General features: G+C 37.0%; 16 protein-coding genes and 1 tRNA gene. 15 read left to right on the top strand and 2 right to left on the bottom strand.

Features of this window, described 5'->3' with window-relative positions; translation table 11 throughout:
- Nucleotides 1-12 precede the first annotated feature (12 nt).
- The 15 genes from T356_RS0104265 (at nt 13) to T356_RS0104185 (ending at nt 12,968) form a co-directional block, all read left to right on the top strand.
- Nucleotides 13-936 (top strand): ParB/RepB/Spo0J family partition protein, encoded by a 924-nt coding sequence (locus T356_RS0104265; RefSeq protein ID WP_026513426.1) that lies wholly within the window; start codon nt 13-15, stop codon nt 934-936.
- Nucleotides 937-952: 16 nt separating this feature from the next.
- Nucleotides 953-1,474, top strand: coding sequence for a DUF4446 family protein (locus T356_RS0104260; RefSeq protein ID WP_026513425.1), 522 nt, complete (start codon nt 953-955; stop codon nt 1,472-1,474).
- Nucleotides 1,475-1,531: 57 nt separating this feature from the next.
- Complete coding sequence (gene serS / locus T356_RS0104255; RefSeq protein ID WP_026513424.1) at nt 1,532-2,821, top strand: serine--tRNA ligase; 1,290 nt, start codon at nt 1,532-1,534, stop codon at nt 2,819-2,821.
- Between the two features lie 29 nt (nt 2,822-2,850).
- Nucleotides 2,851-3,741, top strand: a complete 891-nt coding sequence (locus T356_RS0104250) for a DUF3881 family protein (RefSeq protein WP_026513423.1) — start codon at nt 2,851-2,853, stop codon at nt 3,739-3,741.
- A 21-nt stretch (nt 3,742-3,762) separates the two neighbouring features.
- The gene (deoD, locus tag T356_RS0104245; protein ID WP_026513422.1) at nt 3,763-4,470 is read left to right on the top strand and encodes a purine-nucleoside phosphorylase; all 708 of its coding nucleotides are present in this window, start codon (nt 3,763-3,765) and stop codon (nt 4,468-4,470) included.
- Nucleotides 4,471-4,602: 132 nt separating this feature from the next.
- Nucleotides 4,603-4,676 (top strand) — tRNA-Arg (locus T356_RS0104240).
- A 267-nt stretch (nt 4,677-4,943) separates the two neighbouring features.
- The gene (locus T356_RS20160) at nt 4,944-5,981 is read left to right on the top strand and encodes an ArsR/SmtB family transcription factor (RefSeq protein ID WP_051563139.1); all 1,038 of its coding nucleotides are present in this window, start codon (nt 4,944-4,946) and stop codon (nt 5,979-5,981) included.
- Nucleotides 5,982-6,108: 127 nt separating this feature from the next.
- Nucleotides 6,109-6,873, top strand: a complete 765-nt coding sequence (locus T356_RS18335) for an ABC transporter ATP-binding protein (protein WP_035780384.1) — start codon at nt 6,109-6,111, stop codon at nt 6,871-6,873.
- Nucleotides 6,870-7,646, top strand: coding sequence for an ABC transporter permease (locus tag T356_RS0104225; RefSeq protein ID WP_026513420.1), 777 nt, complete (start codon nt 6,870-6,872; stop codon nt 7,644-7,646). The genes T356_RS18335 and T356_RS0104225 overlap by 4 nt, the downstream gene beginning before the upstream one ends.
- Nucleotides 7,643-8,425, top strand: coding sequence for an ABC transporter permease (locus T356_RS18330; RefSeq protein ID WP_081777739.1), 783 nt, complete (start codon nt 7,643-7,645; stop codon nt 8,423-8,425). Before T356_RS0104225 ends, T356_RS18330 begins: the two co-directional genes overlap by 4 nt.
- Before the next feature lie 498 nt (nt 8,426-8,923).
- A complete protein-coding gene (gene argS / locus T356_RS0104210) occupies nt 8,924-10,621 on the top strand; it encodes an arginine--tRNA ligase (protein WP_026513419.1) in 1,698 nt (565 codons plus the stop codon).
- A 325-nt stretch (nt 10,622-10,946) separates the two neighbouring features.
- Entirely contained in the window at nt 10,947-11,570 is a 624-nt protein-coding gene (locus T356_RS20155) for a PBECR4 domain-containing protein (protein WP_051563137.1), read from the top strand.
- Nucleotides 11,567-12,541, top strand: a complete 975-nt coding sequence (locus T356_RS0104195) for an acyltransferase family protein (protein WP_026513418.1) — start codon at nt 11,567-11,569, stop codon at nt 12,539-12,541. The genes T356_RS20155 and T356_RS0104195 overlap by 4 nt, the downstream gene beginning before the upstream one ends.
- Before the next feature lie 30 nt (nt 12,542-12,571).
- Nucleotides 12,572-12,721, top strand: coding sequence for a hypothetical protein (locus T356_RS21455; protein ID WP_242846551.1), 150 nt, complete (start codon nt 12,572-12,574; stop codon nt 12,719-12,721).
- On the top strand, nt 12,684-12,968 hold the full coding sequence (locus T356_RS0104185; RefSeq protein ID WP_242846550.1) for an HAD family hydrolase: 285 nt from the start codon (nt 12,684-12,686) through the stop codon (nt 12,966-12,968). The genes T356_RS21455 and T356_RS0104185 overlap by 38 nt, the downstream gene beginning before the upstream one ends.
- Before the next feature lie 67 nt (nt 12,969-13,035).
- On the opposite strand, the gene T356_RS0104180 is transcribed toward T356_RS0104185, so the two are convergent.
- Both T356_RS0104180 and T356_RS18320 read right to left on the bottom strand, forming a co-directional pair.
- On the bottom strand, nt 13,036-14,781 hold the full coding sequence (locus tag T356_RS0104180) for a carbon starvation CstA family protein (protein ID WP_026513416.1): 1,746 nt from the start codon (nt 14,779-14,781) through the stop codon (nt 13,036-13,038).
- Nucleotides 14,778-15,320 carry a hypothetical protein gene (locus T356_RS18320; protein WP_051563136.1) on the bottom strand — a complete coding sequence of 181 codons (543 nt, stop codon included), beginning with the start codon at nt 15,318-15,320 and terminating at the stop codon, nt 14,778-14,780. The genes T356_RS0104180 and T356_RS18320 overlap by 4 nt, the downstream gene beginning before the upstream one ends.
- Nucleotides 15,321-15,428 lie beyond the last annotated feature (108 nt).

The following is a 15,428-nucleotide window of genomic DNA, read 5'->3' as shown; positions in this document are numbered from 1 at the left end:
GGGGCATAAGATATGGCAGTTAAGAATGTGAAAAGAGGATTAGGAAAAGGACTTGATTCAATTATACCGGCTAAGACATCTTTCACACCAAGAGAAAGAGAGTTGAAATTCTCAGAACAACAAGAGCAGGAAAATCAAAATATTGAGGGACAGGTTGTACAGGTTAATATCACAAAGATTGAACCTAACAGAAATCAGCCAAGAAAATCTTTTGATGAAGATAGTCTTATTGAGTTGTCTGAGTCAATCAAACAGTATGGAATAATAAATCCTCTTATAGTAACAGATAAAGAAGATCATTATGAAATCGTTGGTGGTGAGAGAAGATGGCGTGCAGCTAAGAAGGCCGGGATAAAAGAAGTCCCTGTTATAATAAAAGATCTTAGTGAACATGAAATTGCAGAGATCTCACTCATAGATAACATTCAGAGAGAAGATATAAATCCTATTGAAGAAGCTCTTGCATATAGAAAGCTGATCGATGAATTCGGATATACTCAGGATGTTGTTGCAGAGAAAGTATCAAAGAGCAGAGTGACGATTACAAACTCACTTCGTCTTTTGAAGCTTTGTGAAAAAGTAAGACAGATGGTTATCGATGGACTTATTACAACAGGTCATGCCAGAGCACTTATATCTGTTGAAAGCGAAGAAGAGCAGACGATGCTTGCTCAGAAAGTATTTGATGAAAAGCTTAGTGTTAGAGAGACTGAGAAACTGGTAAAGAATCTTGGCAAAACACCAAAGCCTAAAAAAGTAGTTGAGAGCAATCCAAGTTTAGATGCTATTTATTCTAATCTTTCCGAAAGATGTAAGCAGGCAATTGGAACAAAAGTAGACATTACTTCCAAGGGCAGTGGAGCAGGAAAGATTGAGATTGAATTCTATAGCAGTGACGATCTTGAAAAAATAATAAACAGACTATGCACAGAATAATCGGAGACAGAATAAAATGGAGAGCAACATATTAAATCTTATGGGTCTTGGAAACATAGATCCCGCAATTTTTATCTTTGTACTTTTAGGACTTATATTGTTACTTTTACTTATTGTGATAATTCAAGGAAGTAAAATCAGTAAAGTGGCTAAGAAGTATAACAAGTTCATGAGTGGAAAAGATGCGAAGTCACTTGAAGATGAAATCGTAGATCTCTTTCATGAGAACAAAATGATAAGAACTGAGAATGATAAAAACCGAAAGGATATCCAAGATATCAATAAGAGAATGCAGAGAACATTCCAGAAAATCGGACTTGAGAAATATGATGCATTTAGTCAGATGGGTGGACAGCTCAGTTTTGCACTTTGCATGCTCGATGAAAATGACAATGGATTTCTTATGAATTCAGTTCACAGTACAGACGGACTCAACTATTCTTATTCAAAGATGATCAACGCCGGTATAGCAGATGTTGAACTCAGTGATGAGGAAAAGAAAGCTTTGGATAGAGCACGCGAAAGTGTAAGAAGATAAATTTTTTCCATAACAGGAAAATGAATAAATATATAAACATACTTGGAGGAGATCAAAATGATCGACATTAAATTTTTACGTGAAAACCCTGATGTGGTAAGAGAGAACATCAAGAACAAATTTCAGGATGAGAAACTTCCTCTTGTAGATGAGATAATAAAACTCGATGAAGCCAGAAGAACAAACCAGCAGGAAGCTGATGAAATCCGTGCACATAAGAATAAGATTTCTAAAGAGATCGGTGCAATGATGGCACAGGGCAAAAAAGAAGAAGCAATGGCCCTCAAGGATGAAGTTGCAAAAGAAGCAAAGCGTCTTGAAGAACTCGAAGAGAATCAGAAGAAGCTTGATGAAGAAGTTACAAATAAGATGATGATCATTCCTCAGATCATCGACAAATCTGTTCCTATCGGAAAAGATGATTCTGAGAATGTTGAGATTGAGAAGTTTGGTGAACCCGTTGTACCCGATTTCGAGATTCCTTATCATACTGATATTATGGAGAGCTTCTGCGGAATCGATCTTGATGCTGCAAGAAGAGTTGCAGGTAACGGATTCTATTATCTACTTGGTGATATTGCAAGACTTCACTCTGCAGTAATTTCTTACGCAAGAGATTTCATGATTGACAGAGGATTTACATATTGTGTTCCTCCTTTCATGATTCATGGAAATGTAGTAGCAGGAGTTATGAGTTTCCCTGAGATGGAAGCTATGATGTATAAGATTGAGGGAGAAGATCTTTATCTCATCGGAACAAGTGAGCATTCAATGATTGGTAAGTTCATTGATCAGATTATTCCCGAGGAAGAACTTCCTATGCCTCTTACAAGTTACTCACCTTGTTTCAGAAAAGAAAAAGGTGCTCACGGAATCGAGGAGAGAGGTGTATACAGAATCCATCAGTTCGAGAAGCAGGAGATGGTTGTAATCTGTAAGCCCGAAGAGTCAAAAGATTGGTATGAGAAACTGTGGAAGAACACAGTAGATCTTTTCAGATCAATGGATATTCCTGTACGTACACTTGAGTGCTGCTCAGGAGATCTTGCAGATCTTAAGTGCAAGTCATGTGACGTAGAGGCATGGTCACCAAGACAGAAGAAGTACTTCGAAGTAGGAAGTTGTTCTAACCTTGGAGATGCACAGGCAAGAAGACTTAAGATCAGAATTAAGGGTAAGGATGGAAACTACCTCGCACACACACTTAATAACACAGTAGTTGCTCCTCCGAGAATGCTTATTGCTTTCCTTGAGAATAACCTTCAGGCAGACGGAAGCGTAAAGATTCCTGAAGTTCTTCGTCCTTACATGGGAGGAAAAGAAGTACTTATTCCTAAGAAGAAATAATAACAGCAGTAGAAAGGTGAAAATATTCCTTGCATAAATTTCTAAGAGCAGTCGGTTTTTCTAAAATAAAAGACAGGAATGAGTTGACCGGATTAATTACCGATTCTATTCAGAAATCTTCAAGAAGAGGATATGTGTCCATAGAGGATAATGTTATTCTTGCGGAGTTCATGCATGACTATGCAAATGAAAAAATAGGACTCGCGGTATGTGGGGAATTTGATGAACAAGATAAGTTTATATATGAATATTATTATCCGTACTTAGTCCCTTCGCAGATTAGTACGGAAGAAGATATAACAATAGAACGCCATGCAGCCCAATATTCATATGCAGGAATCTGTAATGAAAACAGGGTTGGCGTTTCACTTATCTTTTATCTTCAGAATATAATTCCTTACATCAAGTATGAGAATGAGGATCACTTTCCTGTCAGAGGAACAACACTTAGTTTGTCTGCACTGTCAATAAAGGGTCAGATAATGATGCCGATTGCAAAGACAGAACAACAAATACAAGTGGCCAAAAGGAAAACCAGTTATAGGAACAAACTTATAGATAATGCAAGACGAGGTGATGAAGCAGCAATTGAATCACTGACTCTAGACGACATGGACATATACACAACGCTTTCAAGAAAAATCAGAAAGCAGGATGTGTATAGTCTGGTAGATACATATTTTATGCCATACGGAGTTGAGTGTGATCACTACTCCGTTTTGGGAGAGATAGTCAAAGTTGATAAGACGGAGAACTATCTGACAAAAGAAGTTATACACATAATGAGGATTAATTGTAACGGACTTGAGTTTGATTTGTGTATAAACGATGCCGATCTGCTTGGCGAACCGGCAGTCGGAAGAAGATTTAAAGGTAACATTTGGATGCAGGGATATATCAATTTTCCCGGAACAAATTAAAAAGAGAAGGAGAAAATAGATATGGCTACACCTCATAACAGTGCCGAAAAAGGCGAAATTGCAAAGACCGTGCTTATGCCCGGCGATCCACTCAGAGCAAAATTCATTGCAGAGAATTTCCTCACAGACATTAAGTGTTTTAACGAAGTAAGAGGAATGCTCGGATTCACAGGTAAGTACCAGGGAAAAGAAGTGTCTGTAATGGGACACGGAATGGGAATTCCTTCAATCGGAATCTACACTTATGAACTTTTCAACTTTTATGATGTGGATAACATCATCAGAGTTGGAAGCGCCGGTGGATTAAAAGAGGATGTTAATGTAATGGACATCGTCTTCGCAATGGGTGCTCACACAGATTCCAACTACGGATTCCAGTTTGGACTTCCCGGAACATTCTGTCCGACAGCAAGCTATGACTTATTGGAAAAAGCAGTAAACATAGCAAGAGAGAAGAATGTAAAATTCCATGTAGGTAACGTACTTTCTTCAGATGCATTCTACAAGAAGTGCAATGAGAGTGAACTCTACAAAAACATGGGAGCACTCGCAGTCGAGATGGAGACAGTTGCTCTTTACATGAATGCAGCGGAAGCTAAGAAGAACGCACTTACAATCCTTACAATATCAGACCATCTCTTCAAGGCAGGAGAACTTTCTGCAAAAGAGAGAGAGACAGGATTTACTGATATGATGGAGATTGCACTTAAGACAGCAATCCAGCTTTGAGAGTGAATCAGATTATTGAATATTTGAAATAAAATTATTTATAAGTATTGTAAAACACAATTTTCAGGGAAGCGCTTTGTTATGCGTTTCCCTTGAATTGTGCCTCAGATTGTGCTAATATACAAAGGTCATGTTTGCGTAGCTCAGTTGGATAGAGCGTCCGCCTCCTAAGCGGAAGGTCGTGCGTTCGAATCGCATCGCGAACATTAAGAGAAGCTTTTAATCGGGCTTCTCTTTTTTTGCATACATTCTTGAACATAAAGTTCAAGAATGCATCAACCAAGCCAATTAAAATCGACTTCGTCGATGGGGCTTGGTTGACTCTTGAATCACTTTCTCACGAAATCCGCAGCTAGTGCGGATTTCTGTAATTTCATCTAAGATATCATATCTTTACAGAACAAAATGTTATTTTATATATGTTATAATTTATTTCGATAAATATAGAAAAAGTTAGTATGGAGATTAAATAGATGCTGTTCGAAAAAATCGCAGAGAATTGTATATATGCATATGATCCTGAAATAGAGACAATATTTGGAGTGATCTCCCTATTGGATGGAGAAGAGGATAACTTGGAATGTACTAAAATTTATGGTGAAAAGAAAATAAAAGACTGGCGAACAAAGTATCTCTTTCTATTTGAGACATACGAAGCTGTAAAAAAACTTACGGATTTCGAATTATTAGACGTACTACTTGATGTCTTTTCCGAGGATTTTTCTTTACAAAGATTCTATGATGCATATAAGTCCATGCCTGAAGATGCAAGAATATACAGGATGGGAGCATGGTATCTTAGGAAGATAAATAAAGGTGAGATTTCCAGAGCTTTAAATGATGATACTTCGCTAGATGAATTATATTCAAAGGTAAATGAGTATTGTCACAGCTATTTAGGCTTTTCATCTTTTATCAGAGATAACAAGAGATTTATCAAAGAGTTCTTTGAACTGGCAAAAGAAATGAATACACCGGCATTGAAAAAAGCTATAAATAAATGTAGTGATGATATGGATTCTTTTAAACAAAACATGACCGACAGATTAAAAAATAGAAGTCCGCTTGAAGTTTCTCAAGATATTATGGGGAAAACTTTTCATAACAGGGGACCTTATGAGATGTTTTATTTTGTTCCTTCTTTGATGATGCCGGAAAAAAGATTCAGATTGTTCTATGAGAATGGAACAAAGAACAACAGACAGATATTGTTTTGGAATATCAAAAATGAAAAGCAAAGTAAGGAAGATCTAGTAGCTGTCTTAAAAGCTATTTCTGATGAGACCAGATATCAGATTCTCAGGTTGTTGTCAGACAAAGGCGCGATGAAAGGGCAGGACATAGTAAAAGAATTGAAGCTTGCTCCATCCACAATATCTCATCACATGAGTGAACTAAAGGAATGCGGTCTGATCACTGAGGAACCTGTAAAGACATCAAAGTATTATGGACTATCAAGTAATAGACTAAAAGAAGTATTGCAAACTATAAAAATAGATTTCAACTTATAAGAATAATTGGTTAAGCGAGGCGTTTTTAAAGAAAATGCTTCGCTTATTAATTTGACATAATTTTTATTTCTATTATAATCTAATTCGATAGCCATCGAATTAGTGCAAGAAAAAAGGAGAAATGAAAATGAGTCAGGTAATCTGTGTGGAAAATCTAAAGAGGGAATTTGTAAGTAAAAAAGGCTTGTTCAAAAAAGAGATAAAAATTGTGAAGGCTGTAGATGGAATCTCTTTTGATGTTGAGAGAGGAGAAATCTTTGGACTTCTCGGACAAAACGGTGCGGGAAAGACAACTACAATAAAAATGCTTACTACATTGCTGGCTCCGACATCCGGAAAATGTGAAGTGCTTGGATATAAATCTTTTGGAGAAGAAAAAGATATCAGGTCCAGGATCAATTTTATTTTTGGCGGTGAACTGGGAGTGTATAGAAGATTATCCGCAAGAGATAATTTAAGATACTTTGCAAATCTATATCTAATTCCGCAAAAAGAACAGAACGAAAGAATAGAACAAATACTAAAACTAGTTGATTTAGCTGACAGAGCTGATGACCTTGTGGAGACATATTCAAAAGGGATGATTCAGCGATTGCAGATTGCAAGAGGACTTATCAACGATCCTGAAATTCTTTTTATGGATGAACCAACAATCGGACTGGATCCTGTAGGCGCAAGGATGTTAAGCGATATAATCCGAAGGCTTAAAAATGAAGGGAAGACAGTTCTTTTAACAACACATAATCTTGCAGAAGTTGAGGAATTATGTGATCGTCTCGTAATAATAAATAAAGGAAGAGTAATTGCAGAAGGAACACCTGAAGGTATAAAAGGAAATTACAATTCTTTGGAAGATTCATATGTTGAAATTGTTAAGGGGGTGTCGGCATGATAGAAGTCATTATCAGTACAATGATTCTTCAGATGAAACAATCATTTGCCAGGCCGATGTTTAGATTTTGTCTTATAGCCAATCCGATTTTGAACACAATTCTTCTATACGAAATGTTTAGGAAATCAGGGGCTACAAACTATATGGCTTATGTTACGTTGGGGGCAGGTCTTATGGGACTTTGGGGATGTATTTGTTTTTCATCTGCAGGCGATATAAACAGAGAGAGGTTTAGCGGAACTCTGGCTTTGATATTCACAGCACCTGCCGGGTTTTCAACAATAATATTGGGAAAAATAATAGGAAACACAATAATGTCATTACTTACAATGATAATCTCACTTATGACATCAGTCATTTTTTTCAGGATACAGCTTCAATTGGCAAATCCGCTATTTTTTCTGATTGCATTGTTTGCAGCTATACTTTCATTCATAGTAATATCCTCAGTGATTGCGTGCATATTGACGTTGTCGAGAAAAACAGAGTTATACATGAATTGCATTGAGATACCAATAATATTATTATGTGGATTTGCTTTCCCGGTGTCGGTATTACCATTTGGAATAAGAATTGTAAGCTACACTTTAGCACCGACATATGCAGTAGAACTTATGCGAATGGCAGTATGGGGAATCACTGATAAAGCAGAATTTTTTGAAAAGCTTTTAGTGCTTATGATATTAACTTTGATCTATGCCGTAATATCTGTATTTCTTTATAAAAAAATAGATCGAAGCGTCCGAATAGCGGCAACATTGGAGGTGGCATGATGATAAAAAGATTTTTTGATCAGGCATATCTTTATCATAAGGGCAGGAGCGCAGCATTTGAAGCTGAGGAATTTGTTCTGATGGAAATTACATATCCGCTTATCACAATGATTTTTTATTGTTTGGTTGCAACATTTAGTTTCAAAACAACAGATCTGACGGGGTGGGTTATTGGAAATGCATTTTTACTATGTACAAATGCATGCATATTTGGAGTAGGAATAATGTTTGTTAAAGAGAGACAGTATGGAAGAATGCGCTCCATCATTGCTGCTCCCTGTTCTAAGCTTTCTCTTATATTGGCAAGCGGAGTGTTTCCGACTTTGTTTGCAGTGTGTGCATCTGTGTGCGGATTAGTAGTTGGATGCCTTGTGTTTGGTGTTACATTTTCAGGTGTTAATCTGTTACTTGTAGCATTAACAATAATTGTCGCCATGATCTCAGCAACTTTTTTTGGACTTTTTATCTCAGCATTCGGACTTATGAATGACAGCATGCATTTGGTATTAAATGTAGTGAGTTATCTACTTATGATTTTTACCGGAGCAGAGTTTCCGATTAAGCAACTTCCTGTGGCAGGACAATTAGTAGCTCAGATGATGCCGCTTACAAAAGCTATCTTAGCGATGAACAAGCTCTTTGAAGGGAATATAAAAGATTTTGCAATATTGATCACAGCTGAAGTATTTACAGGTTTAGTTTATGCACTGTTAACGTATGTTGTTTTTGGATATGCTGAAAAAGGCGCGCAAAGAAATGGGAAATTTGATATGTTTTGATTATGAGAAAAATACGAGAGAGTCTGCATGATGAAGTATAATACACAATTAGCAAAAGAATAGATGGTTTAAAAATAGGATTAGCAATTCAATTGGAGTGACTTATGGAGATATGGGATGAATATGATGAAAAATTTAATAAGTCGGTACGTTTTCAACAGTTCATTGAAGAATTTAAAAGATAATAACAATTATGTGGATAAAATTAGAAAGGTAAATTGACAGATTATTTTGAATATTGTATATTAAATTCAATATTATTATAAAGGATGATTCGTATGATTTTATTACTGACAAACAGCTTAAGGAGCAGACAGAGGAGACATAAGTTCTTGTAACTATCGCAGATAATTCGCATGGTTGCAAGAACGTATGTCTTGTTGCCGTGCGGTGCTGTTAATAAGTAATATAAAGCAGAACCGTAATTGATTTAGCAGATTGCTGTAAATCTATTGCGGTTCTTTTTTTATCAAAAAATATCAAGAAAGGAATTGAAGAGTGAAAGAAGAAATTTGTAAAGCCGTTGCAGAAATTTTGGAATTATCAAATTCGGAGGTAACTATTATCATAGAAACGCCGCCGGATAGTAAAATGGGTGACATGGCAATTCCGTGTTTTGGTTTTGCCAAGCTGTTACATAAAAACCCGGCACTGATAGCTGCTGAGATAAGAAAAGGATTAGACCAAAAGAAGAATCAACTTGGATTGGATGAAGTACTTTCAGTTAATGGATACTGCAACATATTTGTAAAGCGGACGCTCTTTACAGAAAAGTTACTAAAACAAGTAGTAAAGGAGAATCTTGGTGTTGAGAAAATCGGAAATAATAAAACCATCTGCATGGACTATTCTTCACCAAACATCGCCAAGAACTTTCATGTAGGACATTTGCGAACTACAGTTATTGGAAATGCATTATATAAAATCCATGAAAAACTTGGATATAAAGTTGTCCGGATTAATCATCTCGGAGACTGGGGCACGCAGTTTGGAAAACTGATAGTGGCATATAAAAAATGGAGTAGCAAGGAAGTGGTTGAGAAAAAAGGAATACAGGAGCTTCTTGATATCTATGTGAAATTCAACAATGAGAAAGAAGAACATCCGGAGCTTATGGATGAAGCGCGAGATTGGTTTGTAAAGATGGAACATGGTGATGAAGAGGCTTTATCAATATGGGAGTGGTTTAAAGATATCAGTATAGTGGAATTCGAGCGCGTCTATGATATGCTTGGAATTTCTTTTGACTCATATACAGGAGAAAGCTTCTATCGCGAAAAGGTTCCGGCACTTGTAGAACTGTTAAAAGAGAAAAAGCTTCTCATAGAAAGCCAAGGCGCAAACGTAATAGATCTTTCTGATTATGATATGCCACCATGTATGATTACCAAAAAAGATGGAAGCTCAATCTATCATTCCCGCGATATTGCCGCTGTTCTTTACCGCAAGGAAAAGTATAACTTTGATAAATGCCTTTATGTGACAGGACTTGAGCAGTCGCTTCACTTTAAGCAGGTGTTTAAGGCAATAGAACTTATGGGATATGATTTTTATAAGGAACTTGTTCATGTTCCTTATGGTCTGGTGAGTCTTGATGGTGAGAAACTTTCAACTCGCACAGGCAATATCATCTATGCAGAAGATATACTTAAAGAAGCAATCAAACGAGCAGAAGATTTAATAGAAGAAAAGAATCCGTCGCTTGATAACAAGGAAGAAGTTGCAAAGCAGGTAGGAATCGGAGCTGTTATATTCCATGATCTGTTCAATCAGCGAATAAAGAATATCAACTTCTCATGGAAGGAAGTGCTTAGCTTTGACGGTACGACAGGTCCTTATGTTCAATATACTTATGCTCGGGCTAAGAGTATACTTCGTAAGTATGGAAAAGAAATACAATATGAAGTAACAGACTATCAGGCACTTATAGATGATATTTCTTTTGCCCTGATAAAAACTATAGGTGGATATGAAAAGGCCGTGAGTAGTGCAGCTGAAAGTTATGAACCCTCCGTAGTTGCAAGATATTTGATAAACTTATGCTCTGATTTTAATAAGTTTTACCAGGAATGCCCGATTTTAAAGGAAAAAAATGAAAAGAAAAAAGAAGCAAAATTACAACTGGTAAATATTACTGCAAAGATAATTTCCGAAGGATGTGGACTTCTTGGTATGGAATGTCCGGAAGAAATGTAAAACTGGAAGGTGAAAAAATGCATTTTACAAATACAAAGGGGATCCTGTCAGGAAAATACTTAAACTTTTATGAAGAATTAAGCTGATATCTTGATTAATCATTAGAGCGTTGCTAAGATGTAATTGACAGAAATGTTAGGTGAGCTGACACCTTAAAAATCTGACATTTATGCCGCATATAGAAGGGCGGACAGTTGGCGAGCAACAGAAAAACTCGACATTTAAGCTGGATTTAAAGGCCAGACAGTTGGCAGACAACAGAAAAATCAGCGTACAGACTATGTTGAGGTTGTCCTTATGGACAACCTCTTTTTTGGGAGTTTTAATGAAAATCAACAAAAAGGATGCAATTCGTATTATTACGGAGGCGGCTAAAAAGTATGAAGAATGCCTCAATAATAATACATTTTTGATAGTTTATGAAAAGTTAGGAATTCAGGAATATGTTGAAATCAGCTTTAGAGATATGTTTTTTTTGCATCTGACGGGAATAACAACTAAGCTTTCTGCACAGAGATTTTACAAAGCATGTATTGCAAATAAACTTTCAGATTCGGATATTACAATAGACAATAAGGGGAAAGTTGAACAGAAGCTGGCTGTGATACCTTATCTTCATGAGTTGTTGTTCAATAATTGTATGATTGGCGATTTTATAAACAGTGGCATAAAGATTAGAGCTGATTATTTTGTTGGCGATACAAAATTTGTATTAAGCTTAGGTGTAAAGAAAAATAGGAAAACGGATATTCCTGTATCTCTATATAAAGAAGATGTAAGAAAGCTGATTGCGCCTAAAAATAAAGTTCTGCTCATTATGAAAAAGAAATATAATGAGGAAAAATATTCTGAAAAAACTTTTATTTCTAAGAAATTTGATATTAAACAGCTAAACATATGTAATGATATAGTTTCCATTTCAGGATTAATGGACAAAGAAGTATTATGAAACGAGATTATTCATTCGACAACATGAAAGTACTGCTGATAACCTTGGTAGTATTTGGGCATGCACTTGAGGAGTTTGGGACAACAGGAAAGTTGGGACTTATAAGGGCGGTGATTTATTCATTCCACATGCCGCTCTTTATTTTTATATCCGGATATTTTTCGAAGTCAGATGCAAAGCCGGAGAAATTATTGAAGACAACGATTATTCCGTTCATTATATTTAACACAATCTGGATGTTTACTCAGGGAAATGCGATCAACAAAATAAATTTCTTTAAACCTATATATGTATTTTGGTATTTGCTGAGTCTTTTTTTCTGGAGAGTTACCGTAAAATATTTTGACAGAGTAAAAGGAATAGTAATACTGGCATTCATTGTGGGAATATATTGCGGATGCATAGGAGAAGCGGAGAGGTTTTTTTCAATATCCAGAACCGTATCGTTTTTCCCGTATTTCATACTCGGTTACAAATTCAAAAAAGAGAGTATAGAAAAAATTAGAAAAATTCCTAAGATATACAGTATCGTAGCAATCATCGTAGCTTTCGCAATTACTATATACTTAAATATCAAACAGACAATGCCTGTCAAAATGTATGAACTTATCCAGTCGTATAGCGCAACAAAACTTGATAACATTCACGGAATGATATTGAGGGGAACAATCTACATTATAGCCGTAGTCATCATATTCGCATTAGTAAACCTCATGCCAGATAAGGAATTTCCGGTTACAATATACGGACAGCGAACTCTTTGTATCTATGTCCTTTCAAGTTTTGTGATCATTCCAATACACAGACTAATGACAAACGTAGGTATAACCATAGAAGAGATGCCTCTTCAGATTATAGTTGCACTTGGCATTACTGCACTGACATTTATAGTTACAGGAAATAAATATGTAAACAAAGGCTATAACACGCTAATGGAAAAAATAAGTTCTTATCTTATAAAAGCTAAATAACACAATAACTAAGGCAGGAGAAAAGGCTTGATGAAAAATAATATTGAATGGATCTTTTTTGATGTGGGTTCTACGCTGGTAAATGAAGAAAAGGTTTATTGCCACAGGTTACAGGATATCGCGGATGCTGCCGGTGAGCCGTTTGAAAAAATATATAGATCTGATAATAGCATCAGCTGAAGAAGGTGTGGAAAAACCTGACAAAAGAATCTTTAATATTGCATTGTCTAAAGCTTCTTGCATTCCGGAAAATGCGGTAATGATTGGTGACAGAATTGATAATGATATAGTTCCTGCAAAAGAATTGGGAATGAAAACGATATGGATCAAACAAGGATTTGGTAAATATTGGAATATAACCGGAGAAAATGAAATTCCGGATGAAGAGATAAATAGTCTGTCAGAATTAAAGGAAAGATTTTTATAAAAAATAAGCATAAGATTTTGCCCATGTTTCAGCAAAATCTTATGCTTTTTTATGTATGTAGAAATGATTAAGCTACTTTGCTTTCATCGTTTTTTTTCTCAGACTTCTGCTTGAGAAGAGTCTTTGCAGAAATAACTGCAAGTACAACTGAGAGTACTACAAGAAGTACAGCGATGAGTGCCTGGATAAGTGCCCAAACATCTGCTGATCCTGATGTGTAAGCTGTAAGCTTTGCAGTGATTGTCTGAATCAGTGAGCAGATTGTAACTGCAAGCATGAATACCATAGGAATGTAGAACATCTTGTTGTTCTTACCTACAGCACCAAGCCAAGTGCAAACTGCAAGGAGACCGATAGCTGCAAGAAGTTGGTTAGCGGCACCGAATAAAGGCCAGATCTTGGTGTAACCTGTCATACCAAGTGCAACACCGAGTACAACTGTGATTGCTGTAGCAACGTAAGGATTTGCAAGAACCTTCTTGTAACCTGTTGCATCCTTTGCTGTCTGTCCCGGCTCAAGGAAGAATTCCTGGAACATGTATCTTGCAAGACGAGTAGCGGTATCAAGAGATGTGAGACAGAAAACTGAAACCGCAAGGATGAGCATCTGGTACATAATGTCTTTTGCACCGGGAGCGAATGATCCGATCATTGCTGAAAGTCCGCCGGCAAATACCTGAGTAGGGCTTGCGTATGTTCCGTCTGAAGCAGCTGCCCACACAAAGCCGACTGCAAGAAGAGAGATAACCGCAACTACACACTCGATAAGCATTGAACCGTAAGCTACAGGCTTAGCGTCTTTTTCATTATCAAGCTGCTTAGCGGTTGTTCCTGATGAAACAAGTGAGTGGAAACCTGAAATAGCACCGCAAGCGATTGTAACAAAGAGGGCAGGGAAAGCAGTACCTGTTGTAAATACGCCTGTTCCCTTAAGAGCTGCATCGCCCATAGCAGGAATCTGGAATGAACCGTTACCTGTAACAACAGCTCCAAGAACTGCGATGACACCTGCTCCAATCATGAAGTAAAGAAGGAAAGAGCTGAGGTAATCTCTTGGCTGTAACAAAATCCAAACAGGAGTAACGGATGCAATCAAAATATATACACCGATAACCCACATCCATGCATTGTAAGAAAGTGCGATAGGATGGAAGTTAAGACCGATGGCAACAACTGCAACGATTCCAAGACATCCGAAAACAGAAGCAACTCCGATGGGAGCATTCTTTCTGTAAACGAAGAATCCAAATACCATCGCAAGAAGGATGAAAAGGATTGAGATCATAGCGGTTGACTGATTAGCTGCAAGTGTAGGTCCTTCAACTGCTGCGCCGGCTGAGGTTGTAACACCGAATGTGCTTGCAACAATTGAGCTGAAAGCAGCAACGACCAAAAGAAGAGTAAGATAGCCAAATGTGATAAAGAGTCTCTTAGCTTTTTTGCCCATAGAATCATCGATGATCTCACCGATTGACTGACCCTTGTGACGAAGTGAAGCGAAGAGAGCACCAAAATCATGTACTCCTCCAAAGAAAATTCCGCCGATGATTACCCATAACAATACGGGAATCCATCCAAAAACGGCTGCCTGAATAGGTCCGTTGATAGGGCCTGCTCCGGCGATTGATGAAAAGTGGTGACCCATGAGAACAGGTGCTTTGGCAGGAACATAGTCGATACCATCTTCGAGCTCATGCGCAGGTGTTTTCTGTGAAGGGTCAATTCCCCATTGCTTTGCGAGCCAGCTACCGTAGAATACATATCCGGCAGCAAGAAGCGCAATGCTTACTAAAAGTATTACTGCTGCATTCATAACAATTCCTCCATTTTTTTGTATATATCAAAGAGCAGAGATTTTAGCTCTTTGCCGACGTAATTGGTATAGACTTCCTTGGTGTCCATGGTCGCAACGGCGAGTCGTGCTTCGCTGTGACCTCTGAAGCTAAGAAGATATCCTTTATCAAAATGAAATTTCTTTATCATTTTTTTTGTCTCGGAATCGGGAGCAGAATCACACAGCACGACAAAAGTAATATAAGAGATCATGTGATCCTTCTCGGGATACTTCTCATTCTTGCGGACAAATTCAGGTTCTATCTTTTGAATGATCAGCTCTTTTATCTCATCAATTTTTTTCGGTGAAAAAGAAGTTTCTTTTATAAAAAAAACATGTTCAAAAGTTTTGACAGCCCAAAGCTGAGCTTCTTTTCTAAGAACATATTTCTCGCTCATCGAATGAAAAAAGGCATAGGCAGGGAAAAGGATTTCACCAAATTTATAGTTTTCTGTGACATCGAAATTTGCCTGATACCGGCGTAGAAGTTCTTGCAAATATGCGTCGGATGTAACCATTGAAGCCACCTTACAAGTAAATAATTCTTATTGAAAATAAAGATTATATATACTTTATCACTTTGACGCGGTGTTGCAAAGAGGAAAATGCACTTTATTAAAGTAAAT

Source organism: Butyrivibrio sp. LB2008 (assembly GCF_000621565.1).
In the GTDB taxonomy this organism is placed as follows: Bacteria; Bacillota; Clostridia; order Lachnospirales; family Lachnospiraceae; genus Butyrivibrio.
Note: the sequence above shows the minus strand (reverse complement) of the source record. Positions and strands in the feature narration are given on the sequence as shown.

What these genes read in the sequence shown, in the direction of transcription:
- T356_RS18320 (WP_051563136.1), bottom strand. Translation starts at nt 15,320, where the DNA reads ATGGTTACATCCGACGCATATTTGCAAGAACTTCTACGCCGGTATCAG.
- T356_RS21455 (WP_242846551.1), top strand. Translation starts at nt 12,572, where the DNA reads ATGAAAAATAATATTGAATGGATCTTTTTTGATGTGGGTTCTACGCTG.
- T356_RS20160 (WP_051563139.1), top strand. Translation starts at nt 4,944, where the DNA reads ATGCTGTTCGAAAAAATCGCAGAGAATTGTATATATGCATATGATCCT.
- T356_RS0104225 (WP_026513420.1), top strand. Translation starts at nt 6,870, where the DNA reads ATGATAGAAGTCATTATCAGTACAATGATTCTTCAGATGAAACAATCA.
- T356_RS0104260 (WP_026513425.1), top strand. Translation starts at nt 953, where the DNA reads ATGGAGAGCAACATATTAAATCTTATGGGTCTTGGAAACATAGATCCC.
- T356_RS0104195 (WP_026513418.1), top strand. Translation starts at nt 11,567, where the DNA reads ATGAAACGAGATTATTCATTCGACAACATGAAAGTACTGCTGATAACC.
- T356_RS0104265 (WP_026513426.1), top strand. Translation starts at nt 13, where the DNA reads ATGGCAGTTAAGAATGTGAAAAGAGGATTAGGAAAAGGACTTGATTCA.
- T356_RS0104180 (WP_026513416.1), bottom strand. Translation starts at nt 14,781, where the DNA reads ATGAATGCAGCAGTAATACTTTTAGTAAGCATTGCGCTTCTTGCTGCC.
- T356_RS18335 (WP_035780384.1), top strand. Translation starts at nt 6,109, where the DNA reads ATGAGTCAGGTAATCTGTGTGGAAAATCTAAAGAGGGAATTTGTAAGT.
- deoD (WP_026513422.1), top strand. Translation starts at nt 3,763, where the DNA reads ATGGCTACACCTCATAACAGTGCCGAAAAAGGCGAAATTGCAAAGACC.
- serS (WP_026513424.1), top strand. Translation starts at nt 1,532, where the DNA reads ATGATCGACATTAAATTTTTACGTGAAAACCCTGATGTGGTAAGAGAG.
- T356_RS18330 (WP_081777739.1), top strand. Translation starts at nt 7,643, where the DNA reads ATGATGATAAAAAGATTTTTTGATCAGGCATATCTTTATCATAAGGGC.
- T356_RS20155 (WP_051563137.1), top strand. Translation starts at nt 10,947, where the DNA reads ATGAAAATCAACAAAAAGGATGCAATTCGTATTATTACGGAGGCGGCT.